The organism is Mesorhizobium sp. RIZ17 (assembly GCF_051127865.1).
GTDB classification, from domain to species: domain Bacteria; phylum Pseudomonadota; class Alphaproteobacteria; order Rhizobiales; family Rhizobiaceae; genus Mesorhizobium; species Mesorhizobium humile.
In genome coordinates this window covers 4,686,870-4,713,423 of sequence record NZ_CP147861.1, presented here as the reverse complement: position 1 = coordinate 4,713,423, position 26,554 = coordinate 4,686,870, and the positions used below count along the sequence as shown (strand labels likewise).

Genomic DNA, 26,554 nt, shown 5'->3' with positions numbered 1-26,554 from the left:
CGCTCCAACTCTCTGTTTTGCAACGTAAATCCATGAGGCGGGTGCGCCTCCAACCAAGCGAGGGAAAGTCCAATGGCAATCACCAGGCAGGTCATCACGTCTCTGCAGCGCGACGGTACCGATGCGCTCGGCACCAGGACCGTGGCGATGAAGATCGTCGACGAGAGCATCGTTTCGGGCTCGCTGCTCACCGTCGAAAGCAACCATTTCTGCATCCTGAAATCGCGCGGCGCGGTGCTCAATGTCTACGAGACGGGGCAATACGCGCTGCAGACGCCGGACAAGCCGCTGGTCGGCTCGGTGGTGCAAGGCTTCTTCGGCGGTTCGTCGCCCTGGGTCTACGAGGTGATCTACATCAACCGCTCGAAGCTCCTGGTGCGCAACGAGGGCGTGGCGACCAGCGCCGAGATGGCGGAGATGTCCTATGTGGTTGACTACTACATCCACATCGACAGCAAGGAAGAGGCGCTCGACCTCATCACCCACATGCCGTTCGCGGGCGCTGTGATCGATACCAAGGAGATCGCCGACTATGCCGGCCCGGCGATCGAGCAGGCGATCAACCAGATCATCCAGGTCACCAAGATGGAGAACGTCAACGAGCGCATCAGCGACGTGCGCGAGGCGGTGAAGGCGCATCTCACCGATTTCCTCAAGGTCTACGGCATCATGCTCAACGACCTCAAGGTGCTGATCATGCCGCGCGACGAGCGCATGCGCGAATTGATCTCGCTGCAGGCGATCGGGCTCACCCCCATCGAGGCGGTGCGATATTACCTGGCGCTGCGCATGGCCGACAAGGGCCTGGTCTCGGCGCCGAACGCGGCGGCCGGCGTGCCGTTCCAGATCGGCGGCCAGCCGACCGGCTTTTACCCGCTGGGTGACGAAGTGGGCGCGACGCGATGAGCCGTTTCTACGAGGCTGGGCCGCTGGCGCAGGTCGGGATCAACCTGTTCTACGGCTATGGCTACAATTTCTACCGGCAGGAAAACCAGCTGCGGGCCGACGACCAGCGGGTGCGCCAGATGGCGTGCTCGCTGCTTGGCCGGGCGCGCGCGGGGCTCGACGAGGCCGAGAGCCGTTACCGGCGCGAGAACATCGCGCCCCCTACCCGCGCCAACCCCTTCCCCGACCCGGCCGTCGTCGCCAACGCCCAGGCGCTGGAGCGGCTGGGCCGCGAGGTGGGCGGGCTGGAGGGGCTGATCCGCCACCAGCCGGTGCCGGAGAACGACCGCATGGCGCAGCGCTACCGGCAGGAGGCCGCGACGCTCGCCATGCTCGCCGAGAAGGACGCGGTGCTGGTCGGCCAGGCGGAGCTGCTGCGCTCGCTGGTCGAGAATGCTGCGGCCGATACGATCCTGGTCAGCAAAAGCGAGATAGAGACCGGCATCGCCGCCATCGCGACGACCTTGCGCGACCGGCAGACGTTCCTGCTGTGAGGCCGGCGTGACCCGGCCCCGGCCGGCTCACGCCTTTTGCCGGCTCAGCCGCTCGACCGCGTCGACGATCAGGTCGCAGAACTTCCGGTGAAGTCGACGGCATGGCGCCTGTCGAGATCGAAGGAGGCCGGTGGCAGCTCGGGGCCGTCGAGCCCGGTCTCGCCGTGGATCTCGATCGCCAGCACCTGATCGCTGACCAAAGGGCCGGGCGAGCCCTTCGCCACCGGCACCTTGATGCCGTAGGCCGTGCATGTCGCCAGCGCATTGCGCGTGGTGTTCTCGACATTGTGGTTGCCCGAAACCGTGGTGATGCCGAGCAGGTCGATGTTCGGGTTGCCGGCCGCCAGCAAAATGGCGATGGCCTCGTCATGCCCCGGATCGCAATCCAGGATGATTTTTTCCATGATGGCGTCCTCCTCCTGTCGGCCGGGTCTGTCGAGATTACAGACTGGGGCGGCTTGTGGCGTCAAGGTTTGTTGGTTGGCGCAGAGGTGGGTCCAATATCGCGGATGCCGGCGCTGCCCCCTCTCCGTCTCGGCTTCGCCGAGCCACCTCTCCCCCGCCCTGTCGGGGGCGAGGAACCCAAGCTTGCGAAGTCGTGCCCCTCGGTGATTGGCATTTCCTCGCCCCCGTCGATTGGCGTTTCCTCGCCCCCGCCAAAGGTGGGGGAGAGGTGGCTCGGCGCGCAGCGTCGAGACGGAGCGGGGGAGCGCCCTCGGCGGTTGCATACAACGTTGGAGCTCCCCTACCCTTTGCCGCCGTTCGCCCCGCTCCCCCACAGCGCGCGCTGCAGCAGGCCGCGCTTACGCTTCCTCGACACAAGCTCGACATCGCTGACCAGCCGCGCCCCGCCCTGGCGCCGTTCGAGCGTGATCTTTCGCGTATGAAACGCTTCCAGCTCGGCGCGGTGTGCCACGCTGACGATGGTGACCCTGGGCAGCTCCTCGATCACCGTCCGCATCATCTTGTCCTGGCTCTTCTCGTCCAGCGCCGAGGTCGCCTCGTCGAGCACGACGATGTCGGGCGCGTGCAGCAGAAGGCGGGCGAAGGCCAGGCGCTGCTTTTCGCCGCCCGACAGCGTCTGGTCCCAGGGCGCCTCCTCCTCCAGCCGGTCCTTCAGATAGGAGAGGCCGACCTTGTCGAGGGCGGCGGCAATCTCCTTGGTCTTCCAGTTGTCGGCGGCGGCAGGATAGGCGGTGGCGCGGCGCAGCGTGCCGGACGGGATGTAGGGGCGCTGCGGCAGCATGAACAGCCGCTTGCCCGGGTGGAAATCGACGCTGCCGCTGCCCCAGGGCCACAGGCCGGCGATGGCGCGCACCAGGGTCGACTTGCCCGAGCCGGATTCGCCCGAGACCAGGACGCGCTCGCCGGGCTCGATCGCCACCTCGGTCTCCTTGACCACCGAGGTGCCGTCGTCGAGCGTCACAGAAAGGTTGTTGAGGCTGAGCATGGCGCCGTCCGCGGTCTCGCCGCGCTGGATACGACCGAGCGTGTCGTTCTCTTCGGCGCGCTCCAGCCCGTCGAGCGACATCATCAATGAGGCGATGCGGCGCGCCGAGGCATTCCAGTCGGCCAGGCGCGGATAATTGTCGACCAGCCAGCCGAAGGCGCCCTGCACAATGGCGAAAGCGGAGGCCGCCTGCATCACCTGGCCGAGCGTCATAGAGCCGTCGAGGAATTTTGGCGCGCACAGGAGCACCGGCACGACCGGCGCGAACAGGCTGGAGCCCTGCGAGACGAGCGCGGTACGCATGTGCTGGCCGGTGAGCCGCGCCCAGCGGGCGAGCACGGCGGCGAAGGAGCGGTCGATGCCGGCGTTCTCCTCCTCCTCGCCGCCGAGCAGCGCGATGCTTTCGCCGTTCTCGCGCACGCGTGTCAGAACATAGCGAAACTCGGCTTCCGTCTGGTTCTTCTCCTCGGAAAGCTCGACGAAATGGCGGCCGATGAAGAACATCGAGGTCGAGGTGATCGCGGCATAGATGACCGCGGTGACGACGAGGAAGCCGGGCACGGTGATCGTGGAGCCGCTCAGCGTAAAACTCAGCGCGCCGCCGATGGTCCACAGCACCACGATGAAGGTCGAAGCCGACAGGAAGGCGTTGAGGACGCCGGCGATGAAATCGACCGGCGATTCGGTGGCGATGCGAAGATCCTCGGTCAGGCGGGCCTCGGGGTTGGCATGGTCACCCTTGACGAGGTTGAGCTGGTAGTAGCGGCCGCTGGCCAGCCAGCGCTGGATGACCGCCGTGGTCAGCCAGGAACGCCAGCGGCGCTGCATGGTCATGCGCAGGTAGACCTGGGCCACGACCAGACTGATGCTGCCGGCGACCAACGGCAGGAAGATGGCGCTCAGCCAATAGACGGTGTGGGCGTCGCGCTGCTCGATGGCGTCGAAGATCGCGCGGTTCCAGCGGTTGATGCCATACTGGAAGCCGACATTGACGCAGATCAGCGTCAGCAGCCCGATCGTCAGCGGCCAGGCGAGCCTGTCGCCGCGCAAACCCCAATAGCCGCGCCCGCTGATCCAGAAGCGCCGCAAAAGGTACTTCTTGCGCGCCCGCTCGGCCTCCTCGGGCGAAAGCTCGGGATCCGGTTCAGCGGCCTCGGGCGGCGGCGACCCGGCATGGCCGATGGCTTCCGGCGCGGCATCGGCGGCAGGTGGCTGCTCTTCGCGCGGCTTCTTGTCGGCCGGTGGCGGCGCCTTCTCCTGTTGCGCCTTGCCTTCCAGCACCTTGTCTTCCAGCGCTTTGTCTTCCTGAGCTTTGTCCGGGCGCGATTTCGGGGTGCCGCGCGCCTGCACCTTGCGCGGCTTCTCGTGGCGCAACTCCGCCGGGTGCGGCTTGCCTGCAGCGCGCGGTGTGGCTCTGTCGGTCGGTTTCGGTTTGGACTTGGCCGGGGGCATCGCGCGACAACGGCCTGCAAATCAAAAGGTTTCATCGCTGCCGCTCGCGCGGCTACTCTGCCCTTTCGGAGCTCATTGCTGGCCGAACGATGCCGGGTGTGCGCGTGAGCGGCCTCGTTCGGGCGGCCGATCAGGCGGCGTTGCCGCTCCGGGGATTGCGGAGCGGCTCAAAATGAGCTTCGGCGGCAGACTTGCGGGCCGCGTCGAAGGCCAGCGCGTCGCGCATCGGCAGCGCCGCCGAAAACAGATAGCCCTGCGCGATCATGCAGCCCAGCGAGCGCAGGATCATGCGGTCGGCGTCGGTCTCGACGCCCTCGGCCATCACCTCGATGCCCAGCGTGCGGCCAAGGCCGATGACCGCCTCGACGAGCGCCTGGTCCTCCACGGATTTCGCCAGGTCGTGCACGAAATCCTTGTCGATCTTGATCTTGCGGATGCGGCTGTCCTTCAACGACACCAGGGTCGAGAAGCCGGTGCCGAAATCGTCGAGCACGATCGATATGCCGGCATCCGCCAGGCGCCCGACCTTTTCGTCGACCCGATCGCGGTCGACCGGCGCCTCCTCGGTGATCTCGATCTCGAGCATCGCGGCTGGCACATTGTTCTTGCGCAGGCCTGTAAGGATCATGTCGTCGACATTGCCGGCCTCCAGCTCGCGCGGCGAAAGGTTCATCGCGACGCGGACGTCGCGGCGCCCCTGTTTCACCAGCTCTGCGATCATGGCGCAGCAGTTGAGGAACACCGTCTCGGTCAAAAGCGAAAGCAGGCCGGTTTCGCGCGCGGCGGTGACGATCTCGGGCGGCGAGATGGCGCCATGGACATCGTGATGCCAGCGCAGCAGCGCCTCGAAGCCGACGACCGCGCTGGTGTCGAGCCGCACCAGCGGCTGGAACCAGGAACAGAGCCGGCCTGCTTCGATCGCGCCGCGCAGGTCGCGCTCGATGCGGTTCTTGCGTTCCAGCGCCGCGTCGAGCCCCGCGTCGAAGAGGCAGTATTCGTTCCTGCCGCCGCGCTTGGCCGCATAGAGTGCGAAGTCGGCCTTGAGCAGCATTTCCGTCAGGCGCGGCTTTTCCGCCTGATAGATGCCGATCGAGGCGCCGACCCGCACCGAATTCAGCTCCGGATCCGGGTTGGCGATGGCCGCGATGATGGCCGATGCAAGCTCTCCGGCCTGCTGCGGACATCTGCCGGTCGAGAAAAGCAGCACGAACTCGTCGCCGCCGATGCGCGCGATCGTAGCACCTTGCGGGGCGTGGCCCTCGATCCGGCGCGCCACCTTGACCAGGAGGTCGTCGCCGATGTTGTGGCCATAGGTGTCGTTGACGGATTTGAAGCCGTCGAGATCGATCAGCATGGCCACGAACGGGCCGTCGGAATGGCCGAGCTTGGCGATCGCCTGCTCCAGGCCATAGCGGTTGAGCAAGTTCGTCAGCGGGTCGCGCCTTGAGTTGCGCTCCATCTCGGCGGCGAATTCGCGCGCCTCGTATTTGAGACGGCTCGTCTCGCGGAAACGGGATTGTCCGAGCAGCGCGCTTCGGATCATGCCGCCGAGGAAAAGCAGGATCGTGAAGGCGAGCACGGCATTTTCGACGCCGCCTTTCGCGAACACGCAGCCGGCGGCGGTGAGAAGCGGCAGCACGATGAAGTTGATCGAAGCCGGCGCGTAGGAGGTTCCATAGGTGACCGAACCGGCCGAGGCACCGGCAAGCACAATCAGATAGAGCGGCGCCTGGGCCGTGGTGTATCCGTCGCTCAGCAGCGCCAGGAACGACCAGGCGACGCCCGAGGCAAGCGCCAGCAAGCCATAGAGGGAAAGCCGGGCGCCCGCCGCCTCCGGCCTGTCGTCGGCCGCCTCCGATTGGGCGACGGCAAGCACCAGCCGCGCGCCATTGATCAAGGCGATCGCAATAAACCACAACACCGCGGCAAAGCCGCCGCCCGACAAGAGCTGAACCGTCAGGATCAAGGCCGAGAGCACCGTGCCGACGGGCATCGAGATGAAGACGCCCTTGGCCAGGTCGGCGAGCTGATCGCGCAGGATGCCTGCTTCAACGGCTTCGCTGCGCCCCTCGGAGGAGAGACCTGCCATCAGCCGCTCGTCATGCTTCGCCATGGTTCTAGTGGTTAGGCGAGCGGAATGAAAATCGTGTTAAGGATTTCAGCGGTTTACGTCGCATTTTTCGATCAAGGTCGCTCGGCGCCAGGAGCTTGGAGAAAACAGGCGGCGTTCCGAGTGGACAGGACGAGCGCTCTCGCAAAAGATGCCGACATGGAAACTCTTGGCCCGACCGATCTCAGGCTGATGCAGGGCCTCGCGCAGGGCGTGACGGCGCTGCGGCCGGAACTGCTCAACGGCGATGCGACCGTCGGCGAGCTGGCCTGGGTCTGGGCCAAGGATTTCGACGCGCTCTGCCCGTTCTGGCACCACCGCATGTGGTTCGCCGATGGGCGGCTGGCAGCGTGGGGATGGGCCTGCCTGCCTCATCGGGTGCCGCGCGGCGACGGCACCGTGCTCGAGGTCGAGACCGCCAACCTGACCTGGCAGACGCATCCGGACCGCGCTGCGATGCTTGGCGAAATCCTCGACTGGTACGACGACGTCGCCGGCAGCGTCGACCGGCTGCTGACGGTGCAATCCGCCGACATCGAGGCGCAGCGTATTGTCGCCGCGCATGGTTACGCCTTCGATGCGGAAGCCGGCGCGGATGACGGCCCCTGGGTGCAGTTCAACACACGGGAATTGACTGACCTGCCCGATCCGGCGCTGCCCGAAGGGTTTCGGTTCCTGAACGCCAACGACGTTTCGGCAGCCGACGCGGTAGAGGCGCATCGCCAGGCCTGGCATGCGTCGCGCTTCAACGAGGCGACGTTCGAGCGCGTGCGGCGGACCTGGCCGTACCGAGGCGACCTGCATGTGCTCGTCGCCGCGCCCGACGGCACGCTGGCCGCCACCGCGATCATCTGGCTGGACGAGGCGACGCGGACCGCCGAATTCGAGCCCGTCGGCACGCATCGCGATTTTCGCCGGCGCGGCCTGGGCACCGCCTTGCAATTGCACGGCATGCAGCTCGCCAGGGCGGCCGGCGCCACGCGCATGCTGGTCGCCTGCCGCGGCGCGCCGGCGGATCCGGCCGCCCGGAACATGTATTACGGCGTCGGCTTCCGCCCGATCAGCCGCGACCTGCCGCAGGTGAAGGTGGGAGATAGCGGCATTGATTTCGCGGTTGCCGATGGACCATCCGAATAGACCGCCATGGCACGGCGTGAGAAAACCCTATCGTGTTTGTGTGACCGGCAAGCCAATCGGAGCCCCAACCCATGACCCTTACCAATCGAGACGTCGTCGAGCTGACCGAATGGCGGCGTAAGCTGCACCGCCAGCCGGAAATCTCGAATGAGGAGGAGAAGACAGCGAGCGAGGTCGTCGCCTTCCTCGCCGACACGGGACCGGACAAGGTGCTGACGGGGCTCGGCGGCCACGGCGTGGCAGCAGTTTATGACAGCGGTCAGGCCGGACCGACGGTGCTGTTCCGCTCGGAGCTCGACGCACTGCCGATCGAGGAGCTTTCGGGCGTGGCGCATGCCTCGCAGGTGCCGGGCAAGTCGCATATGTGCGGTCATGACGGGCACACCGCGATCCTGGCGGCGCTCGGCCGCCAGTTCGGGCGCGAACGGCCGGCACGCGGCCGCGTCGTGCTGATGTTCCAGCCGGCCGAGGAGACCGGCAACGGCGCGGCCGGCGTCGTCGCCGATCCGCGCTTTGGCGAGATCCAGCCTGATTTCGCGTTTTCGCTGCACAACCTGCCGGGCGTGCCGTTCGGCGAGGTGCGGCTCAAGGCCGGCACCGTCAACTGCGCCTCGCGCGGCATGCGCATCGTGCTCGAAGGCAAGACGGCGCATTCCTCGATGCCCGAAACCGGCACCTCGCCGATGCCGGCGATGAGCGAGCTGATGCCGGCGCTCCCAGCGCTTGGGCGCGGAACCTTCAACGATGAGGATTTCGGCATGGTGACCGTGACCCATTGCGCGATGGGCGAAGCCGTGTTCGGCATCGCGCCCGGCTATGCCGAAGTGTGGGCGACGCTGCGCACCCGCCGCGACGAGCGCATGGCCGAGCAGGTCGCCGCCGCGGAAGCGCTTGCGGCAAAAATCGCCGCCAGGCACGGTCTTGCCGTGCGCTTCGACTATCACGAAATCTTCGTCGCCAGCGTCAATGCGCCGGACGCGGTCGAGCACCTCAACCGTGCGCTCGACGAGGAAGGCGTTTTACGCAGCGAAGAAACGCTGCCGATGCGCGCCTCGGAGGATTTTGGCATCTTCGGCCACAATGCCAAGTCGGCGATGTTCTTCCTCGGCGCCGGCGAGCGCACCCCCTCGCTGCACAATCCCGACTACGATTTTCCGGACGACCTGATCCCGATCGGTTCGCGCATTTTCATGCGTACGGCGCGCAATTTGCTGGGATGAGCGGCTGGCTTCCGCCCCGACAAGCCTTAGCTACATCCCGGCGGAGCCAAATCCCTGAAATCATGCCAGCAGGAGCAACACATGTCGCGCATCGTCGTCATCGGAGGCAGCGGCCACGTCGGAAGCTATCTTGTGCCGCGGCTCGTCGAACTCCGACATGAGGTCGTGAATGTAAGCCGCGGCACCGCGGTGCCCTATCGTCCGCATTTTGCCTGGCAAGCTATCGAGAACATCGTCATCGACCGCGTCGCCGAAGAGAAGGCGGGGCGGTTCGGCACGATGATCGCGGAGCTGCGTCCGGAGATCGTTATCGACATGATATCGTTCGATCTGCCCAGCGCCCAACAATTGGTCGAGGCGCTGCGCGGCAAGATCGAGCATTATCTGTTCTGCAGCTCGATCTGGGTCTATGGCCGTTTCTTCGCGGTTCCGTCGATTGAGGCGGACCCGCCGAATCCCATCGACACCTACGGGGCGAACAAGGCAGCGATCGAGGCCTGGCTGCTGCGGCAGGCACGACTGACCGGCTTTCCCGCGACCTGCTTTCGGCCGGGCCATATCGTCGGCGAGGGATGGAATCCGATCAACCCGATCGGCAACGCCAATCCGGCCGTTTTTTCCCTGATCGCGCGTGGTGATGAGCTGGTCCTGCCGAACCTCGGACTGGAGACGTTGCACCATGTTCACGCCGACGACGTCGCCCAATGGATCATCCGCGCGATCGAAAACCGGGCGGCATCGATCGGCGAGGCATTCAACACGGTTTCCGAGCAGGCCGTCACGCTCAGGGGCTACGCCGAAACCGTCTATCGCTGGTTCGGCAAGGAGCCGCGCATCGCGTTCAAACCCTTCGACGAATGGATCCTCGACCTGGAAGGCGACGATGCCGTGGGCTCGCGAGGGCACGTCATCCGAAGCTCCTGCCACTCGATCGAGAAAAGCCGCCAGCGTCTCGGCTACCAGCCCCGCTATACGAGCTTCGAGGCGATCCACGAGTCCGTCCGTGCGCTTATAGCCGCCGGGAAGATCGTTGGCCCCGATGACGACTTTGCGAGCAAAGGCGGCTGACGATCAGTGCCGCGAAGGGCCACGACATCGACAGGTGCTTGCGCACAAATGGCCGGTGTCGTGATGCCGCTAGCCCATCGGCGCCAGGTCCGGTTTCAGCATCATCACCGCCGCCACGAGCACGAACAAGGCAATCACGGCGACGCGGCCAACACGCGCCCTGCCGTCACCGGCCAGCGCGGCGAGATCGGGGGTTGACACACCCGCCACCGCCGCCTGGAACTTCGCTTGCCACGGCTGCACGAAGCGCCGGCTGACAATCATCATGGCGGCAATCAGGGCGAAGGACAGCAGCAGCCATGGCGTTGTGAGCGGCCAGCTGCCGAGATAGACCAACGCGATGCCGGCAAGCATGCCGACCATTGCAAGCAGGTTGCCGACGCGGCTGGCGCTGAGCGTATAGCGCGCCATTTTCACGCCCTCCCCGCCACTGGCGAACAGCAGGAGTTCAACCGCCAGGAACAGCACCGCGGCAGACATCATGCCGAAGGCGTGAATATCGAGAACGCTGATATAGAGCATGATCCTTTTCTCCGAGCTGGCTGACACCGAAGCGGCCGACGGGCGGCGACTTGCTTGCAATGCGCCAGCGAATATGTGACGATTTCGTCAGGTTTTGTATTCGCTTTTGGATTTGATTCAGCACGGCCGGCTAAGTGGATGTAATCCAACGCAAATTTCCTCGACAGCAGCGCGCGCGAGCCACTTTGGAAGCGATAGTCCAGGCGGCGGCTCAGCTTTTGACCGATGTGGGCTTCGAGGCCCTGACCACCGCCAGGGTTGCCGAACGCGCCGGCGTCAGCGTCGGCTCGCTCTACCAGTATTTTCCAAACAAGCAGGCGCTGGCGGCCGCCGTGGTCGACCACTATGCCGACAAGTTCGAGGCCGCCTTTGTCGAAGCGGTGGTGACACCCGTGCATGACACGCTCGAGGAAACGATCGATGCCCTGATCGAGGTGGCGCTGGTCGCGCATCCGCACGACCCAAAGCTGCACCGGGCGCTGAACGAGCTGGCGCCGCGCTATCGCGCGGAAAAGGTCCGCGAGGTCGGCGACCGGATCGCGGCGACCGTCAAGGGCGAGTTGGCGCGGCACCGGCAGGAGATCGCGCCCGACCTTGATCTCGGCGAGGCAGCCGCGCTCATCGAGACGCTCCTGGAAAACGTCGTCCATCGCGCCATCGAGCGGCATCCGGTCAGTGTTCGGGGCGAGCGGGCGATCGGCCAATGCCACAGGATGATCATGGCCTATCTGACCAGCACCCGCCCCTATGCCGCCTGATCGCGACTTCTTCGCCCGCGACGCGCTCGTGGTGGCGCGCGCGCTGATCGGCGCCAGGCTTGAGCTAGCCGGTGTCGGCGGCATCATCGTCGAGACCGAGGCGTACCGGCCCGACGATCCCGCCTCGCATGCCTATCGCGGCGAGACACCGCGCAATGCGCCGATGTTTGGCGCACCCGGCACTGCCTACGTCTACCGCTCCTACGGCCTGCATTGGTGCCTGAACGCGGTGTGCCTGCCTGGTAGCGCCGTGCTGATCCGGGCGCTCCAACCGCTCTCTGGCATGGCCGCGATGCGTGAACGGCGCGGAATGGATGACGAGCGGCTGCTCTGTTCGGGCCCCGGCAAGCTCTGCCAGGCGCTGGGCATCGACGGCTCGCACAATCGGCTGCCGCTGACCGCGCCGCCCTTCGAGTTTGCGCGATCGCAGACCGACTCGGCCGCCATCGTCAGCGGCCGCCGGATCGGCCTCACCAAGGCGGTGGAATTCGATTGGCGGTTCGGACTTGCCGGGTCGGCCTATCTCAGCCGGAAATTCTGAACCCAACTTATCTTCTCCAGCCTCCTTCATGGATCGATTGCGGCCAGCGCACGTTTGAAGTCAATGACCGAGGAGCAGACAATGGCGAGCGATAAATACGAACGCATCAAGCGACGCGCCTATGAGATCTGGCAGCGCAGCGGCGAAGCGCATGGCCAGCACGAAGAACACTGGCATCAAGCCCGCGAAGAGATCGAGCGCGAGGACAACGGCTTCGGTGAGCAGCCGGGCGCCGCGATGCCCGGCGCGGTGACGATACCGGCGGGCCAACCAGACCCGCTGGCAGCCGAGGCGCTGGCGCGCAAGGCGGCGGACAACCGACCTGAAGGACCGGCCGCCGACAATCCGGCGTCAACGAAACGCAGCCGGCGCAAAAGCTGAAGCGGCCATGGTTATCAATGTCGAACAGGCACTGGACGAGGCGCTTTTGGCCATGCGCATGCTGCGCAAATCGATCATCGATCACGGCCATCTGGAAGCGATGGCCGATCTGGATGCGGTGATGGCAAATGCGATCGCCGCGGCGGAGCAAAAACGCACCGAGATCGATCGGGAAAAGTCCGCGTGAACACGCAGGATTGGCAAACGCCAATCTGCGGGGGCGCGCCAGCAACGATGCATTAGCCGGCCGGCGTTCAATCATGATCAGGGTGCTGTCGACTGGCATACGTCTTAAGCGCTGCCGCCGGTGTCGTCGCCAAAATAGAGCTGGCCTGACCGACATGCCCAGGTTGCCGGTGGCAGGACAGGGCGGGCGCATAGGCTATAGCAACGCGATTTAAACTTCCCTGCTGTCAAAAAGGAACATCTGAACGCCTGACTCGTCAGGTGCGTAAAGCCGGCGATCGGCCCCGGCCGCTTTTCCCTCCGCGCTCGCCATCCCCTTTTTCATGGTGTCGAGATCGTCGAAATGCAGGGTCCCGATGAGGTAAACATCGGACGGACCGGCCACCGTGGTGATCGGCCCCTGGCTGACCTCATATTTCCTGAGGCCCGGGATCTTCTTGGCCAGTGGTATGTGCGTTCCGAAATAGTGTCTGTCGAACGCTTCCGGGTCAGCCGGCTGTTTGTAGATGACGACCATTCCAGCCATTGCGGCTCTCCTTTTTCGTTGCGGACGAACCAAGGACGAAATGGCAAGTGGAAACGGAACGAGGCGTCGGAGAATTTTTCAGGTAACGACGGTCACGGCGGTCGCCTGACCCTGGCTTTTCGTCGCCATCTCGCTTGTGCGAAGACACGTTCCGTGCTCTCTCCGCCTTAAATTAGCAGAGACTCAAGCATGAGAATTGCGGTGGTCATCGCGCTCTGCGCGGCACTGGTTGGATGCGCGTCCTCGCCAGTCGACTATGGCGCGTCGCTGTCGCAGCAGGACCCGAAATGGGCATCGCCGCAATGCCAGCAGGCCCGCGCCGCCGCCGCGGACTATGCGCAGCGCGAGAAGGACCATCCCGGCTGGGGCATGGGCGTGCTGCTTGGGCCTTACAGCATGGGCATGGTGGCTGCGGTCAAGGAGCATGAGCAGCAGCAGCGACGGCTGTTTGCCCGACAGATGCACCTCCAGTGCTCAAGCCAGCCGCTGCCGAAGGAACTGGATTTCGATCCGGCAACGTACGCGCCGAAGAAGACACATTATCCGTAAGCGACGGGCCGCTGCCCGGACTGCCCCAGCCGTCATGCGCAAAATCGTTGCGCGTGTCTTCGTCGGCACGCGCCGGCGCCTGGAAGACGCCGTCCAGCGTCAGATGCTCGATAGCGACGATCCTTCGCATTTCAGCCTCCGCTCCATGCCTTGAGCAACGGACCATCGCCGCCGTGGACCGGATCCTTGTCGGGGCGGGGGACCTGCGGGATAGTGCGCAGCGCCTCCGCGTGCTGCTCGGCGCTCCGGCACAGATCGTATGTGCCGAAAGGCGGATAGGCGCCGACCACCAGAAGGTCGGCCGAGGCGGACAGGCGTTGGTGACCCGTGCCGGCCGGCAGCACCGCCACGTCGCCCGCCTTGACCTCGAGCACCTTGCCCTTGTCGCCGCCGAAGCGGACCTCGGCGGCGCCGCGCGCGATCCCCAGCACCTCGTGGATGCGCGAGTGGTAGTGGACGAAGCCGTAGATGCCGTTGCGCCAGCTGTCGCCCCAGCCATTCGAGCCGAAAATATCCTCGAAGACGGCAGCCGGGTCGACCTCGTCCGGCAATATCACCGCGCCGGGATAGACGAGCATCGGCCAGCGCGGATGATTGGGCACCAGCCCGTCATCGGCGAAGCGGAAGGTGAGAGGCTCCTGTTTGTCGGTGAGTTGTGCCATCCTTGCCGCTTCCTGCAATCCCCGTATCGTCTAACGGTTTTCCGAGGGTTTTGCTGCCGTCAGCGCAAGGAGGTCTCCATGACCGCATTTCGCCTTTCGACAACCAGCTTTCTTGTGCCGGCGCTGCTCATGTTCCTTGTCGCCGCCGCAGGCGCCATAGCCGCGCCTGCGACGGCTAAGGCCGCGCCTGCGACGGCTAAGGCCGCGCCTGCGACGGACCTCCACAAGCTCTGCCGCCAAGTGAAGAACGACGACACGGTCCGCCCCTATTCACATGAGCTCTACGATGGCACCGTCAAGGCGTTCAAGAAGCTGTTTCCGGACGCCAACGGCACACCGCAGGAGTCCGAGCTGCAGACACAGGCCAGCTACCGCTGCATGAACGGCAAGCTGCTGGCCTGTTTCGTCGGGGCCAACCTGCCCTGCGCCAAGATGAACGCCCAGCGCGACAATCCGGGCGCCGACGAATTCTGCAAGACCAGTCCGAACGAAGACGTCGTGCCGGCCTTCGCGACCGGCCACGACGCCGTCTATGCGTATAAATGCCGGAACGGCAAGGCGGTGGTGACGGGCTCGACATGGGCGCTCGACAAGCGCGGCTTCGCGAAGAAGCTGTGGGCGGTGGTTCCCGAACGCTGAGACACCGCGAGGGCGCGTCTAAACCTCAAGCATGACCTTGATCGCGCGACGCTCGTCCATGGCGCGGTAGCCTTCCGCCACTTCCGCAAGTGGCAGCTTCAGGTCGAAGACCTTGCCGGGCTTGATGCGGCCTTGCAGCACGCGCTCCATCAGGTCGGGCAGGAAGCGGCGCACCGGCGCCGGGCCGCCCAGCATGCGCTTCTGGCCGAAGAACAGTTTCTGGCCGTCGAAGCTCACGCCATGCGGCACGCCGACATAGCCGATCGTGCCGCCGGGCCGCGAGCAGGCCAGCGCCTGGTCGAAGGATTCTCCCGTGCCGACGCATTCCAGCACCGAGTCCGCGCCGATCCCCTTGGTCAGTTCCTTGATGCGCGCAATGCCCTCCTCGCCGCGCTCGGCCACGATATCGGTGGCGCCGAATTCGCGTGCGAGCTTCTGGCGGCTCGCATGGCGGCTCATGGCGATGATGCGCCCGGCGCCCATCTCCCTGGCCGCGAGCACGCCCATCAGGCCGACGGCGCCGTCGCCGACGACCACGACCGTCGAGCCTTCGCGGACCTCCGCCGCATCAGCCGCGTACCAGCCTGTGCCGAGCACGTCCGACACGGCCAGCAAGTCAGGGATGAGCTCAGCCGGCGGAACCTCGGAAGTCGCCACCAGCGTGCCGTCGGCCAGCGGCACGCGGGCGTAAGGCGCCTGGGCGCCGCTCATGAACTCGCGCTGCTCGCAGGACGACTGGAAGCCGAAGCGGCAATGCGGGCAGGTGTTGTCGGAGAGGCAGAAGGAGCCGACGACGAACTGTCCGGGACGAACCGTGCGCACCTCCGCGCCAACCTCGACGAGGATGCCGCAATACTCATGGCCCATATGCTGCGGGCCGTCCACCGGCTGCAATCCGCGATAAGGCCACAGGTCCGAGCCGCAGATGCAGCTTGCCGACAGCTTGATGATGGCGTCCGTCGGTCGCAGGATTTTCGGGTCGGCGACTTCCTCGCAGCGGATGTCGCCGGGCTTGTGAAGAACGGTTGCGAGCATTTTTGCTTTCCTTTCGTCGATCGGGTCAGGCGCCGTAGTCGGCGTCGCTGACATGTTCCAGCCAGTCCACGGTCTTGCCGTCCTTGGCCTCCTGGACGGCAATGTGGGTCATGGCGGTTTCGGGCGACGCGCCATGCCAGTGCTTCTCGCCGGGCGCGAACCAGACGACGTCGCCGGGCCGGATCTCCTCGACCGGCCCGCCCTCGCGCTGCACGCGGCCGAGCCCGGAGACAACGATCAGCGTCTGGCCCAGCGGGTGCGTGTGCCAGGCGGTGCGGGCGCCGGGCTCGAAGGTGACCTGCGCGCCCTGCACACGCTCAGCGTCGAAAGGATTGAAGAGCGGATCGATCCGCACCGTGCCGGTGAACCAGCTTGCCGGACCTTTGCCGGAAGGCCTGCTGCCTGCGCGAAGAATGTCCATGATGATTTCCTTTGCGTCCTCAGATGCGTTCTATGTGAAGCGGGAACTCGCCGCGCACGTGCAACGCCTGTTCGCCCTCGTCGAAGCGGCCGAGCCTGATCAGCCCGGGATGGCGGTAATCGGCGTAGAACATCGCCAGATTGCCCCACGGCATGAAGTAGCAGAGGTCGTAGGGCTGTTCGTTGCCGAACGGACCGCTGCCCTCCTCGGTCAGCTTGCGCGGCAGGTAGGCGATCTTTTCATTGTGGGCGTAGTCGCTGACGGTGAGATGGAGCGGCAGCATGGAAAAGAAATCCCGCGCAGACGGGTTGCCATACAGCGTGGCCGTCATGATACGACCGTCGAAGGTCATCCTGATCCGCATATCGGTCGGCTCCTGGTTGGCCGGGTCCCTACCCTGTTGGCTGTTGGCCGCTCTCACCGGGACCACGGTTGCGAGCGCGGCGCACAGCAGCGTTCGGCGGCTGATCGGTCGTCGCTTCGTCAATGGCGACCCCCGGGTGTCGTTGCCGCCACGGCGAACAGAGCCGAGCCGAAAAGCAGCACTGCGCCGAGCGCGAAGGGGCTCCACCAGCCGGTGCTGTCGAACAGCAGTCCACCCGCGAACGCGCCGAAGGTGATGGCGAACTGGATAAGCGCGACCTGCAGCCCTCCGCCCGCTTCGAGATCGTCGGGGATCACCCGGGTCATCCAGGTGTTCCAGGCGACCGGGACCGGCGTCGTGAACAGGCCCCAGGCGATCAGCAGGGACGCCGTCGCGATTGCCGACGGACCAAGCGCGATCAGCGAAAGCGCGATGATCGCCAGAGCCGTCGGCAGGCCGATCAGCACGGCTGCGAGATGGGTGCGAAGGATGAAGCCTACCAGCGACGTGCCCACCAGGCCGGCGAGGCCGAGGCCGAGAAGCACCATCGACAGCGCGTTCACTTCAAGGCCGGTGATGTTTTCGAGGAAGGGGCGCAGATAGGTGGAAAGCGCGAACTGCCCCATGAAGGCGAGCGTGGTGGCGGCCATGCCGATGGCGAATATGCGATTGCCGAGCAGGCGATACATCTTGCCGACCGAGGCCTGTTCGCCGGCAGGCATTCTGGGCAGGACGGCAAGCTGCCAGACGATCGCAAGAAGGCCGATCGGAACGACGATGAAGAACGCGCCGCGCCAGCCGATCAGGCCGCCGAGAAAACTGCCGAGCGGCGCCGCGATCACCGAGGCGAAGGCCGTCCCGCCTTGCAGCATGGCGATCGCCCTGGGCAGGTCGGCGCCAGGCACGATACGGGCCAGGATGGCGGTGGACAAGGACCAGAAGCCGCCGATCGACACGCCGATCAGGGCCCGGCCGAGCATGAAGACGAGATAGTTCGGCGCGAAGGTGATCGCCAGGCCGGAGACCACGAGGATGGCCGTGTAGAGGACGATGACGGTGCGCCGGTCCAGCCGCGACAAGAGCGCGTTGCCGAACAGGCTGGTGAGGACCGCGAAGAAGCCCGAGACGGAGATCGCCTGACCGGCCTGCCCTTCGGAGATGGCGAGCTCATTGGCGATGGGCGTGAGCAGGCTGACCGGCATGAACTCCGACGCCACCAGCACGAAGGTGAGCAGCGACAGGCATGTCACCGCTCCCCAGGCGCTTGGTTTTTTCGCCTCCTGGGCTTTCACCAGTTGACTGTCGTAGGTCGTATCCATGTGCCGCGGCCCGCCGTCGGGCCCTCCAGTCATTTCGCTGGCGGCTATATAAATCACCGGCACTATCCGGATTAGCCGTTGCAATCTGCATGGACTTATCCATTCTTGATATGAATTGACCGAAGGCATGGATCGCTGCGGCTCGAGCGGGCGGCCAAAACGGAGCGTCGTCATGCAGCGCGAGGATCTGAAGGATCTGATGTGGTTCCTGACGGTGGCCAGGGAGCGCAGCTTCACCAGAGCGGCGGCCGAGCTCGGGACGTCGCAGTCGACGCTCAGCCATACCATCAAGCAATTGGAGGCGCGGCTCGGCGTGCGGCTCTTGACTCGCACGACGCGGAGCGTGGCGCCGACGGAAGCGGGCGAGCGGCTCTACCAGTCGCTCGTGCCGCGGTTCGAAGGCATAGAGTCCGACCTCTCGAGCCTGGTGGCCTTCCGCGACAGGCCCGCCGGCACGGTGCGCATCACGCTGTCGGACCACGCGCTGCGGATGATCGTCTGGCCGAAGCTGCAGCCGGCGCTGCGCGACTATCCCGACCTGCGCGTCGAGCTCTACAGCGACAACGGCATGCGCAACATCGTCGAGGAACGCTTCGACGCCGGCGTGCGGCTGGGCGAGAGCGTCGACAAGGACATGATCGCGGTGCGCATCGGCCCCGACTGGCGGCTGGTGGCCGTGGCATCGCCGGACTATTTTTCGCGCCGCCCCGTACCGAAGACACCGCAGGATCTGGTCGCGCATGACTGCATCTGCCTGCGGCAGGCGACGTTCGGCGGGCTCTATGCCTGGGAGTTCGAGAAGAAAGGCCGCGAGCTCCGGGTCCGGGTGGAAGGCCAGCTCACTTTCAACACGACCCTTCCCATAGTCGACGCCGCGCTTGCCGGCTACGGCATCGCCTATGTCCCGGAGGACCTCGTCAGCCGGCACGTGGCCGAGGGCCGGCTGAGGCTCGTGCTCGACGACTGGAGCCTGCCCTTCCCGGGCTATCACCTCTACTACCCAAGCCGGCGCCAGCTCTCGCCGGCGATGGCGGTGATCGTCGCGGCGCTTCGGCACCGAAGCTGAGGAGCCTGCGGTCAGCGCGGGAGCAACCGCGAGACTTTGAGGCGCGGTGCGAAGAAGCAGCGCAAATAGGGCTGGTTGGTTATGACGTAGTGGTTCTCGCAGATATGGTAGCGGCCGTCCGGCGATTCCTGCACGCGGTCCGGCGGAATGTTGAACCCATCGGGCACGTAAAGGTAGCCGCCGTCGGCCCTGGGCTGCACCGTGGACTCCGGTATGGGGCGGCAATCCGTACCGCCGCAACACTTGAAGTTGGTTACCGGGTCAACCTTGTTTTGGTACCAGTCATGGGCGTCGGCGCCTGTCGCGGCGGCAAGGCACATGGCTGTGACGACGATCTTTCGCATGCATTCCTCGACGAGGCGGAGGTGCTGCTCATTCAAGCGTCTTGTATATTAGCGTTCCGCCGGAAGCGCCATGCTTAGCGAAGGTCCGGCAAACGGCCTTGTGGACAGCAAAAAGGTAAAGGCCGGGTCCTCAAACCGAGGTCCGGCCCTGCCCGCTAAACCAGCCTTTGTCCGCCATCGATATGAACCGTCTCGCCGGTCATGAATTCGTTCTGCATCAAATAGAGGTAGGCTGGCGCGATGTCGGCGGGTGTGGCGATTCTGCCCGCCGGGATGCGGGCGCCCATCTCACCGAAATAACCGGTCTTGGCCGCGCCGACGATCTCGTCCCACATCTCGGTGTCCACCCAGCCGGGCGAGACGATGTTGACCCGGGTCGGCGCAAGCTCCAGCGCCAGTGCACGGGCGAAGTAGGTGAAGGAGCCGGCGACCGCCGCGACCACCGAGCCGCCAGGGACCGGCGGGCGGTCCTTGTTGATGCCGGAGGTGAAGATCATCGAGCCGCCCTCGTTCAATTTGCGCGCGGCGTGCTTGGCAAGCATAACCGCGCCGATCAGCTTGCCGTCGACGAATTGGCGCACGAAATCCATGTCGGCCTCGCCGACCGGATAATTGGGCGGCGGCGTGCCGGCCGTCGCCACCAGATGATCGAAGGCGCCGGCTTGCTCGAACAGGCGGGCAACGTCCGTCTCGCTAGCCATGTTCGCGGAGATGCCGGTCACGCGCCCTGCCCCGCCCAGCCTCTTCTCGGCGGCCTTCAGCTTGTCGGCCGAGCGGCCGACGATCACGACTTCCGCGCCGTTCTCCAGTGCAGCCGCCGCGACGCCGAAACCAATGCCGGAGCTGCCGCCGACGACAATGATCTTCTTTCCCGTGAGATTGGTCATGGGTCTTCTCCGTCTTCAGTTGTGGAATGGTTAGTTCAGGCGCGACCGGCATGGGCCGCTTCGATGTCGGCGAGGATGATCCTCTTCATCGAATACATGGCCTGCCGCGCCCGGTCGGCCTTGACGCGGTCGGGGTCGTTCATCAGGCGCAGCGCCGGTTCGGGAATGACCTGCCAGTAGACGCCGAACTTGTCCTTCAGCCAGCCGCAAGGCTGTTCCGAGCCGCCGCCGGCGGTCAGCGCGTTCCAGAAGTAGTCGGTCTCGGCCTGGTCCTCGGTCTCGATGTAGAGCGAAATCCGCTCGTTGAAGGGCGGCACGCCGCCGGCGTTGAGCGCGGTGAAACGCTGGCCTTCGAGCTCGAAGTCGAAGATCGCGTGCGGCTTATCGGTGAACTCGATGGTCTGCAGCGCGCGGCCGTTCTTGAAGACCGAGAGATAAAAATCACGCGCGGCTTCAGCATCGAGGTTGAACCAGAGGAAGGGATGAACGGTGGCCATATTGTCCTCGCAGGTTTGATCTTAAGTGAGCGTTGATCACAAATTCTGTGAGGATTTTTGGCTGGAAAAAGCTCGACGGACAAACCAAAGTTTGGCAAGTATTTGTTACCATAACTCACAAATGGCTTTGTCGTCATGGCCCGCAGACTGCCACCGCTCAACGCCTTGCCGGCCTTCGAGGCCGCTGCACGGCATTTGAATTTTTCAAGGGCCGCCGACGAACTCAACCTCACCCATGGCGCGATCAGCCGGGCGATAAAACATCTGGAGGACCAGCTCGGCGTGCAGCTGTTCGAGCGCGCGACGCGCTCGGTGCGGCTCACCCCGGTCGGCGAGCCTTATGCGGCTGCCGTGCGCGAGGCGCTCGACCAGTTGGCGCTGGCGACGCAAACAGCGACCTCGCGCCATTCCGGCTCGACGCTGAACGTCAGCACTTCGGACGGCTTCGCCGGAAAATGGCTCGTGCCGAGGCTATACCGTTTTCACCGCGCGCATGGCGACATCGACGTGCGCGTCTCGACCACCGGCAAGCTGACCAATTTCCGAGGCGACGGCATCGACGTCGCCATCCGCTATGGCGGCGGCCACTATCATGGGCTCACTTCCGAATTCCTCACCGGCGAGGAAGTGTTTCCCGTCTGCAGCCCGAAGCTTCTGAAGGGGCCGCATCCGCTCAGGACGCCGCAGGACCTCAAGCACCACACGCTGATCCGCGACGGCTACCGCATCGACTGGGCGGCGTGGCTGGCCAGCGCCGGCGTCGAAGGCGTCGACCCGAACAGCGGGCTCACCTTCGATTCCGCCACCTTCGCCGTGGAATCGGCGGTGCAGGGCGAAGGCGTGGTGCTCGGCCGGACCATGCTGGTATCGGCCGACCTTGCCACTGGCCGGCTGGTGCGGCCGTTCGACCATGCGCTGAAGGCGGTTTCCAGCTTCTATCTGGTCTATCCGCCGGAAGCGATCCGCCAGCGCAAGGTGAAGGCGTTTCGCGACTGGCTGTTTTCGGAGATCGAGCCGGCTGAAGTCACCGAGCGGAACTCAATGATCTTGATGCGATAAATGGCGTCCCCTATAGCGTTTGACGCGTTTTTTAGGGAACGTGGCGATCGTCGTTATATGATGCAGTCGCATCGTGAGGGCGCCCATGGCAAAGCGACCAGACAAACCAGGAAACCGCTCGCGCCGCGACCTGAAGGCGAAGCCAGGCGATGCCGCCATGCAGGAGGCCGCCGACAGGGTTTCAGACAAGGCTATTCCGGTCGTCGGCATCGGCGCTTCGGCGGGCGGCATCGAGGCCTTGAGCAGTTTCTTCGACGCGATGCCGGCCGACAGCGGCTGCGCGTTTGTCGTGGTGCTGCATCTCGACCCGAAACGGGAAAGCGAGATGGCCCGCATCCTGCGCGCTCATACCAAAATGCCGGTGGCGCAGGTTGAGGACGGCATGCAACTCCTGTCCGACCATGTCTACGTCATCGCCCCCGCTACCGAGATCAAACTGAACGGCGGCAGGCTGGAAGTTTCCCAACCGTCGGAGCCGCGCGGCCAGCGGCACCCGGTCGATGTCCTGTTTGCCTCGATTGCGACGGAGCAGCGCGAGCGCTCGGTCGCCATTGTGTTTTCGGGCACAGGAAGCAACGGCACCGAGGGCTTGAAAGAGATCAGGGCCGAGGGCGGCATGAGCCTGGTGCAGGCGCCGGAAACGGCAAAGTTCGACGGCATGCCGAGGAGCGCGATCGCCGCCGGTCTCGCCGACCATGTGCTGGCGCCGGAGAGGATGCCGGAAACCCTGCTCGCCTATATCCATCACGACTACGTCGCGGCCTCTGATCGGGCCGAGTCCGTCTCGCCGCTGGGCGAAGCGACGATCGATCAGGTCCTCGATATCGTGCGCTCCCGCGACGGGCACGATTTCGGCTACTACAGGCGCAACACGCTCAGACGGCGCATCCACCACCGCATGGGGCTGAGGAACATCGAGACGCTCGCCGACTACCTGAAAGAACTGCATGCCAATCCCGAGGAGGTGGCCACCCTTGTTGCGGACCTGATGATCAGCGTCACCGGGTTCTTCCGCGATCCCGAGGCATGGCGGGCGCTTGGCGAGCTGGTGATCGCGCCCCTCGTCGCCGAGCGCGAAAACGGCCGACCGGTACGGATCTGGGTACCCGCCTGCGCCACCGGGGAGGAGACCTATTCCATCGCCATGTTGATAACCGAGCACGCCGAAGCCGCCGGGAAACGCTTCGACGTCAAGGTTTTCGCCACGGATGCCCAGGAAGACAATCTGCGCAAGGCGCGCGACGGCATCTACCCGGCGGCCGCGCTGGCCGATTTCCCGCCGGAACGGGTCCGCCGCTTCTTCGAAAGGATCGACAGCTCTTTTCAGGTCAGCAAAGAACTTCGCGACATGGTGGTGTTCGCGCAGCATAATTTTTTGCGCGACCCGCCGTTCTCGCGGCTCGACATCGTCTCGTGCCGTAATTTCCTGATCTATCTCGTCCCGGAAGCACAGCAGCGTATCATCGCCCAATGTCATTTCGCCCTTCGTCCGGATGGGCATCTGTTTCTCGGCAATGCCGAGACGATCGGGCGGCATGACGACCTTTTCGAAACCGTATCGAAGAAATGGCGGATATACCGGCGGATCGGACCGACAAGGCACGACCTTGTCGACTATCGACCGCTGCGTGGTTCGGCCGCGACAGAAACGGCGGGCGAGCCGCTGACCGCGCCACAAGAAGCAGGCTCGATACCGGTCGCCGACATCGCGCGCCGCGCCTTGCTGGAGCGCTATGCCCCGGCTTCCGTGCTTCTCGACCAGAGGGGGCGCGTGGTCTACTTCCATGGAACGACGCGCGACTTTCTGGAACAGCCGCCGGGCGAGCCCACCAGGGACCTTTTGGCGATGGCCCGCGATGGACTGAGCCTGAAGCTTCGCGGGGCGATACGCGACGCCACCAGAGGCGACAAGAGCGTTGTGGTTCATGGGCGCGTGCATCAGAGCGGATCGTCGCGAGACGTCACCATGACCGTGGTGCCGCTGCCAGCCTCGCCGCAGGGGAGTAAATTCATCCTGGTAAGTTTCGCCCCGGGGCTGCCGATTGCCAAACCGAAGCAACCCGCTCGCCGTAAGGATGCACGGGAGATCAAAGCAGGCGACCATGCGCTACAGGAAGAGCTCGCTTCGATGCGCACCGAGTTGCGCAACACGATCGAGCATCTGGAGACCGCCAATGAGGAGCTGAAGGCGTCGAACGAGGAAGCGACCTCGATGAACGAGGAACTTCAGTCCACCAATGAGGAGCTGGAGACTTCCAAGGAGGAGATGCAGTCCTTCAACGAGGAACTGAACACCGTCAACAGCCAGCTCCAGCACAAGATCGCGGAGCTGGAATGGAAGACAAACGACCTGAACAATCTGCTGGCGGGGTCGGAAACCGCGACACTGTTCCTGGACGACAAGCTCGCCATCAAGTGGTTCGCGCCGGCGACGAAGGAACTGTTCGATCTGGTGGCGTCCGACATCGGCCGGCCGATCGCCCACTTCGCGCGCAAATTCTCGGACGACAATCTCTTGCAGGATGCCGAGACGGTGCTGAAGAGGCTTATCACCATCGAGGCCGAGGTCCCCAGCGACGCCGGACGGTGGTACCAGCGGCGCATGCTGCCCTACCGCACGCGCGACAACCGCATTGCCGGCGTCGTCGTCACTTTCAACGACATCACCGAGCGGCGGGCGGCCGCGCTGGCGGTCAACGAGGCCAGAGTATACGCCGAGACCATTGTCGGGGCCGTGCGCCAGCCGCTCCTCGTCCTCGACGGCAAGTTGCGTATCCAGTCCGCCAATCCGGCCTTCTACGATCTGTTCAAGGTCACGGCGAAGGAAACCGTGGGCATCCTGCTTTACGACCTTGGCAACGGACAGTGGGACATTCCCATCCTGCGCACGCTTCTCGAAGAAGTCCTGGCGAAGAACCGGGAAGTCGCCGACTATGAGGTCGAACACGGCTTTGGTGATATCGGCCGGCGCCACATGCTGCTCAATGCCCGCAGGCTCGGTCAGGGCGGCGGCCGCGACGAACTGATCCTGCTCGCCATCGAGGACATCACCGAGCGCAAACGTGCCGAGGGCGTGGCTAAACAACACGCCGAGGACGTGGCAAAACAGCTTGCCTCGATCGTCGAATCCTCCGACGACGCGATCATCAGCAAAACCCTCGACGGCACCATAACCAGCTGGAACGAAGGCGCCCGGCGATTGTTCGGCTACGAACCCGAAGAGATCGTCGGCAAGTCCATCATGACGCTGGCGCCGCCGGATCGCCGCGAGGAGGAGGAGGATATTCTGGGCCGCCTCCAGCGAGGCGAGCATATCCACCATTACGAAACGCGTCGCCAGCGCAAGGATGGAAGCGTCGTCTGGGTTTCGCTGACCGTATCCCCGATAAAAGACGCAGCCGGCAAGACCATAGGTGCATCCACAATCGCGCGCGACATGACCGAGCGCCGCCGCGCCGACCAACACAAGAAGACGTTGATGGCCGAGCTCAACCACCGCGTCAAGAACACGATGGCGGTGATCCAGTCCATCGCCTCCCAGACGCTGAATCACGCGTCGTCGCTGGACGAAGCGCGCGAAGCATTCAGCTCTCGGCTGCTCAACCTTGCGAATGCGCACGACGTATTGACGCGCGAAAGCTGGCAGAGCGCCAATCTGGGCGACATCATTGCCGACACGGTCAAGCCGCATGGCGGCGGAGAAAACCGCTTCCGGATCGAAGGGCCAGACGTCCGGCTCACGCCAAGCGCGTCGCTGGCAATTTCCATGGCGCTGCACGAACTCAGCACCAACGCCGCCAAATATGGTGCGCTGTCGTCCAAAGACGGCCACGTGGTTATCGTTTGGCGGATCGAGGGCGCCGAGGGCGATCGCCGGCTCGTCCTGCACTGGGAAGAGACGGGCGGTCCCGAGGTTGAGAAACCGAAACGCAAGGGCTTTGGCTCGCGCCTGATCGAGCGCGCGCTGGCATCGGAACTTGGAGGCGACGTGGGCGTTAATTACGCGTCCACCGGCCTTGTGTGCACGATCGTGGCACCTCTGCCTGCCGGGCACCAATTGCTTGGAGAGCGGGGTGAGGAAACCGAGCGCAAGGCGGATTCTGATCGTCGAGGATGAGTTCCTCGTCGCCATGCTGCTTGAGGACCTGCTGTCCGAAATGGGGCATCAGGTAGCCGGCACTTTTGCCCAAGTGGCCGAGGCCATGAAGTTCGCCGAGCACGCGGATCTGGACTTTGCCATTCTCGACATAAACCTCGCAGGCGCGACATCCTTCCCGGTGGCCGAAATCCTGCGGCGGCGCGGCATCCCTTTCCTGTTTGCCAGCGGCTACGGTTCCCCTGGCCTGACCAGCGCGTTCGAAAACGAACTCACCCTGCAGAAGCCATACGAGCCCGCCGAACTGGAGCGGGCAATCGCGGAAGCATCCGCGCGGGTCGGCGATTGACCGGCATGACGGCATTGATTTGCGCGCCGAACGCATGAAATTGGCGCGTCAGCCTTTGCCGACACCCGCCGACTTGCGCCGGCACGCCGATTGCGCAATGCTGCGTAACCATGGCTGGCGAGTATCTGGACCACAAACTGGAATGCCCGTTTTGCGGCACCATCCGTTTGCAAATTCCAGCCGATGCTCAACCCGAAACGGCGATCCATTGCGCCGAGTGCGGCAGATACCTCGGCACATGGGATGAGCTGCAAACCGATTTCGAGCTGCAAGGCGGCACGGACGGCGTATTCCGGCTGGATAAGGGGCGTATCCAGAAGCTCAATTCAAGCCGATGACCAGCCACCGTTGACGGGGCTCAGACGGGAAGACGCCAACAGGGCAACCGACGGCATGGGCGGGGGGCGTAGGGGAGCCGTCGGTTACCAGCACGAGGGGCCATGGAATCAGAAAAATGCGCAGGCCCTGGCGCGATAA

Annotated in this window: 30 protein-coding genes; 16 read left to right on the top strand and 14 right to left on the bottom strand. The window is 64.8% G+C overall.

The features are described 5' to 3' along the window. Window positions 1-72 precede the first annotated feature (72 nt). Window positions 73-906 (top strand): SPFH domain-containing protein, encoded by an 834-nt coding sequence (locus WDX12_RS22705; protein ID WP_140804921.1) that lies wholly within the window; start codon window positions 73-75, stop codon window positions 904-906. Next, complete coding sequence (locus tag WDX12_RS22700) at window positions 903-1,439, top strand: hypothetical protein (RefSeq protein WP_434722089.1); 537 nt, start codon at window positions 903-905, stop codon at window positions 1,437-1,439. The genes WDX12_RS22705 and WDX12_RS22700 overlap by 4 nt, the downstream gene beginning before the upstream one ends. 68 nt (window positions 1,440-1,507) lie before the next feature. Here WDX12_RS22700 and WDX12_RS22695 read toward each other — a convergent pair whose 3' ends face one another. The 3 genes from WDX12_RS22695 to WDX12_RS22685 all read right to left on the bottom strand — a co-directional run bounded on the left by WDX12_RS22695 (window position 1,508) and on the right by WDX12_RS22685 (window position 6,430). Continuing rightward, entirely contained in the window at window positions 1,508-1,843 is a 336-nt protein-coding gene (locus WDX12_RS22695; RefSeq protein WP_434722088.1) for a nucleoside hydrolase, read from the bottom strand. A gap of 341 nt (window positions 1,844-2,184) precedes the next feature. Next, window positions 2,185-4,341 (bottom strand): ATP-binding cassette domain-containing protein, encoded by a 2,157-nt coding sequence (locus WDX12_RS22690; RefSeq protein ID WP_434722087.1) that lies wholly within the window; start codon window positions 4,339-4,341, stop codon window positions 2,185-2,187. Window positions 4,342-4,471: 130 nt separating this feature from the next. Next, the gene (locus WDX12_RS22685; protein ID WP_434722086.1) at window positions 4,472-6,430 is read right to left on the bottom strand and encodes a putative bifunctional diguanylate cyclase/phosphodiesterase; all 1,959 of its coding nucleotides are present in this window, start codon (window positions 6,428-6,430) and stop codon (window positions 4,472-4,474) included. 180 nt (window positions 6,431-6,610) lie between these two features. Here WDX12_RS22685 and WDX12_RS22680 point away from each other — a divergent pair, with 180 nt between their 5' ends. The 3 genes from WDX12_RS22680 to WDX12_RS22670 all read left to right on the top strand — a co-directional run bounded on the left by WDX12_RS22680 (window position 6,611) and on the right by WDX12_RS22670 (window position 9,876). Continuing rightward, a complete protein-coding gene (locus tag WDX12_RS22680) occupies window positions 6,611-7,588 on the top strand; it encodes a GNAT family N-acetyltransferase (RefSeq protein ID WP_434722085.1) in 978 nt (325 codons plus the stop codon). A gap of 71 nt (window positions 7,589-7,659) precedes the next feature. Next, on the top strand, window positions 7,660-8,808 hold the full coding sequence (locus WDX12_RS22675; RefSeq protein ID WP_320296125.1) for an amidohydrolase: 1,149 nt from the start codon (window positions 7,660-7,662) through the stop codon (window positions 8,806-8,808). A gap of 81 nt (window positions 8,809-8,889) precedes the next feature. Next, complete coding sequence (locus WDX12_RS22670; protein ID WP_434722084.1) at window positions 8,890-9,876, top strand: NAD-dependent epimerase/dehydratase family protein; 987 nt, start codon at window positions 8,890-8,892, stop codon at window positions 9,874-9,876. A 69-nt stretch (window positions 9,877-9,945) separates the two neighbouring features. Here WDX12_RS22670 and WDX12_RS22665 read toward each other — a convergent pair whose 3' ends face one another. After that, window positions 9,946-10,398 carry a hypothetical protein gene (locus tag WDX12_RS22665; RefSeq protein WP_320296127.1) on the bottom strand — a complete coding sequence of 151 codons (453 nt, stop codon included), beginning with the start codon at window positions 10,396-10,398 and terminating at the stop codon, window positions 9,946-9,948. 185 nt (window positions 10,399-10,583) lie between these two features. Here WDX12_RS22665 and WDX12_RS22660 point away from each other — a divergent pair, with 185 nt between their 5' ends. The 4 genes from WDX12_RS22660 (at window position 10,584) to WDX12_RS22645 (ending at window position 12,265) form a co-directional block, all read left to right on the top strand. Beyond that, window positions 10,584-11,156, top strand: a complete 573-nt coding sequence (locus WDX12_RS22660) for a TetR/AcrR family transcriptional regulator (RefSeq protein ID WP_320296128.1) — start codon at window positions 10,584-10,586, stop codon at window positions 11,154-11,156. Next, window positions 11,146-11,697, top strand: a complete 552-nt coding sequence (locus tag WDX12_RS22655) for a DNA-3-methyladenine glycosylase (protein WP_320296129.1) — start codon at window positions 11,146-11,148, stop codon at window positions 11,695-11,697. Before WDX12_RS22660 ends, WDX12_RS22655 begins: the two co-directional genes overlap by 11 nt. A gap of 63 nt (window positions 11,698-11,760) precedes the next feature. After that, entirely contained in the window at window positions 11,761-12,078 is a 318-nt protein-coding gene (locus WDX12_RS22650) for a DUF2934 domain-containing protein (protein WP_320296130.1), read from the top strand. Between the two features lie 7 nt (window positions 12,079-12,085). Next, window positions 12,086-12,265, top strand: coding sequence for a hypothetical protein (locus WDX12_RS22645; protein WP_434722083.1), 180 nt, complete (start codon window positions 12,086-12,088; stop codon window positions 12,263-12,265). A gap of 210 nt (window positions 12,266-12,475) precedes the next feature. Here the strand turns inward: WDX12_RS22645 and WDX12_RS22640 are convergent, their stop codons facing one another. After that, on the bottom strand, window positions 12,476-12,790 hold the full coding sequence (locus tag WDX12_RS22640) for an EthD family reductase (RefSeq protein WP_434722082.1): 315 nt from the start codon (window positions 12,788-12,790) through the stop codon (window positions 12,476-12,478). Between the two features lie 189 nt (window positions 12,791-12,979). On the opposite strand from WDX12_RS22640, the gene WDX12_RS22635 reads away from it, so the two are divergent. Then, entirely contained in the window at window positions 12,980-13,339 is a 360-nt protein-coding gene (locus WDX12_RS22635; protein WP_320296133.1) for a hypothetical protein, read from the top strand. Window positions 13,340-13,470: 131 nt separating this feature from the next. Here the strand turns inward: WDX12_RS22635 and WDX12_RS22630 are convergent, their stop codons facing one another. Beyond that, entirely contained in the window at window positions 13,471-14,001 is a 531-nt protein-coding gene (locus WDX12_RS22630; protein ID WP_434722081.1) for a cupin, read from the bottom strand. A gap of 78 nt (window positions 14,002-14,079) precedes the next feature. Here WDX12_RS22630 and WDX12_RS22625 point away from each other — a divergent pair, with 78 nt between their 5' ends. After that, window positions 14,080-14,640 (top strand): hypothetical protein, encoded by a 561-nt coding sequence (locus WDX12_RS22625; protein WP_434722080.1) that lies wholly within the window; start codon window positions 14,080-14,082, stop codon window positions 14,638-14,640. Between the two features lie 18 nt (window positions 14,641-14,658). Here the strand turns inward: WDX12_RS22625 and WDX12_RS22620 are convergent, their stop codons facing one another. The 4 genes from WDX12_RS22620 to WDX12_RS22605 are packed head-to-tail and all read right to left on the bottom strand — an operon-like array spanning window position 14,659 to window position 17,779. Next, window positions 14,659-15,675 carry a zinc-dependent alcohol dehydrogenase family protein gene (locus WDX12_RS22620; protein WP_434722079.1) on the bottom strand — a complete coding sequence of 339 codons (1,017 nt, stop codon included), beginning with the start codon at window positions 15,673-15,675 and terminating at the stop codon, window positions 14,659-14,661. 25 nt (window positions 15,676-15,700) lie between these two features. Next, window positions 15,701-16,096 (bottom strand): (R)-mandelonitrile lyase, encoded by a 396-nt coding sequence (locus tag WDX12_RS22615; protein ID WP_434722078.1) that lies wholly within the window; start codon window positions 16,094-16,096, stop codon window positions 15,701-15,703. A gap of 19 nt (window positions 16,097-16,115) precedes the next feature. Continuing rightward, the gene (locus WDX12_RS22610) at window positions 16,116-16,583 is read right to left on the bottom strand and encodes a cyclophilin-like fold protein (RefSeq protein ID WP_434722077.1); all 468 of its coding nucleotides are present in this window, start codon (window positions 16,581-16,583) and stop codon (window positions 16,116-16,118) included. After that, window positions 16,580-17,779 carry an MFS transporter gene (locus WDX12_RS22605; protein ID WP_434722076.1) on the bottom strand — a complete coding sequence of 400 codons (1,200 nt, stop codon included), beginning with the start codon at window positions 17,777-17,779 and terminating at the stop codon, window positions 16,580-16,582. Before WDX12_RS22605 ends, WDX12_RS22610 begins: the two co-directional genes overlap by 4 nt. A 172-nt stretch (window positions 17,780-17,951) precedes the next feature. Between WDX12_RS22605 and WDX12_RS22600 the strand changes: the two genes are divergently transcribed. After that, a complete protein-coding gene (locus WDX12_RS22600) occupies window positions 17,952-18,845 on the top strand; it encodes a LysR family transcriptional regulator (protein WP_434722075.1) in 894 nt (297 codons plus the stop codon). 11 nt (window positions 18,846-18,856) lie between these two features. On the opposite strand, the gene WDX12_RS22595 is transcribed toward WDX12_RS22600, so the two are convergent. The 3 genes from WDX12_RS22595 to WDX12_RS22585 all read right to left on the bottom strand — a co-directional run bounded on the left by WDX12_RS22595 (window position 18,857) and on the right by WDX12_RS22585 (window position 20,573). Beyond that, window positions 18,857-19,189: a hypothetical protein gene (locus tag WDX12_RS22595; RefSeq protein WP_320296141.1), complete on the bottom strand. Its 333-nt coding sequence runs from the start codon at window positions 19,187-19,189 to the stop codon at window positions 18,857-18,859. A 155-nt stretch (window positions 19,190-19,344) separates the two neighbouring features. After that, window positions 19,345-20,076, bottom strand: a complete 732-nt coding sequence (locus WDX12_RS22590) for an SDR family oxidoreductase (RefSeq protein WP_320296142.1) — start codon at window positions 20,074-20,076, stop codon at window positions 19,345-19,347. 35 nt (window positions 20,077-20,111) lie between these two features. Further along, window positions 20,112-20,573, bottom strand: a complete 462-nt coding sequence (locus tag WDX12_RS22585; protein WP_320296143.1) for a VOC family protein — start codon at window positions 20,571-20,573, stop codon at window positions 20,112-20,114. 135 nt (window positions 20,574-20,708) lie between these two features. Between WDX12_RS22585 and WDX12_RS22580 the strand changes: the two genes are divergently transcribed. After that, window positions 20,709-21,632: a transcriptional regulator GcvA gene (locus WDX12_RS22580; protein ID WP_320296144.1), complete on the top strand. Its 924-nt coding sequence runs from the start codon at window positions 20,709-20,711 to the stop codon at window positions 21,630-21,632. Here the strand turns inward: WDX12_RS22580 and WDX12_RS22575 are convergent. Then, window positions 21,612-21,968 carry a hypothetical protein gene (locus WDX12_RS22575; RefSeq protein WP_434725778.1) on the bottom strand — a complete coding sequence of 119 codons (357 nt, stop codon included), beginning with the start codon at window positions 21,966-21,968 and terminating at the stop codon, window positions 21,612-21,614. The genes WDX12_RS22580 and WDX12_RS22575 overlap by 21 nt on opposite strands. Here WDX12_RS22575 and WDX12_RS22570 point away from each other — a divergent pair. The 3 genes from WDX12_RS22570 to WDX12_RS22560 all read left to right on the top strand — a co-directional run bounded on the left by WDX12_RS22570 (window position 21,892) and on the right by WDX12_RS22560 (window position 26,415). Next, complete coding sequence (locus tag WDX12_RS22570) at window positions 21,892-25,749, top strand: CheR family methyltransferase (RefSeq protein WP_434722074.1); 3,858 nt, start codon at window positions 21,892-21,894, stop codon at window positions 25,747-25,749. The genes WDX12_RS22575 and WDX12_RS22570 overlap by 77 nt on opposite strands. A gap of 13 nt (window positions 25,750-25,762) precedes the next feature. Continuing rightward, window positions 25,763-26,077, top strand: a complete 315-nt coding sequence (locus tag WDX12_RS22565) for a response regulator (RefSeq protein WP_434722073.1) — start codon at window positions 25,763-25,765, stop codon at window positions 26,075-26,077. A 110-nt stretch (window positions 26,078-26,187) separates the two neighbouring features. Continuing rightward, window positions 26,188-26,415, top strand: coding sequence for a hypothetical protein (locus WDX12_RS22560; protein WP_434722072.1), 228 nt, complete (start codon window positions 26,188-26,190; stop codon window positions 26,413-26,415). Window positions 26,416-26,554: the final 139 nt, after the last annotated feature.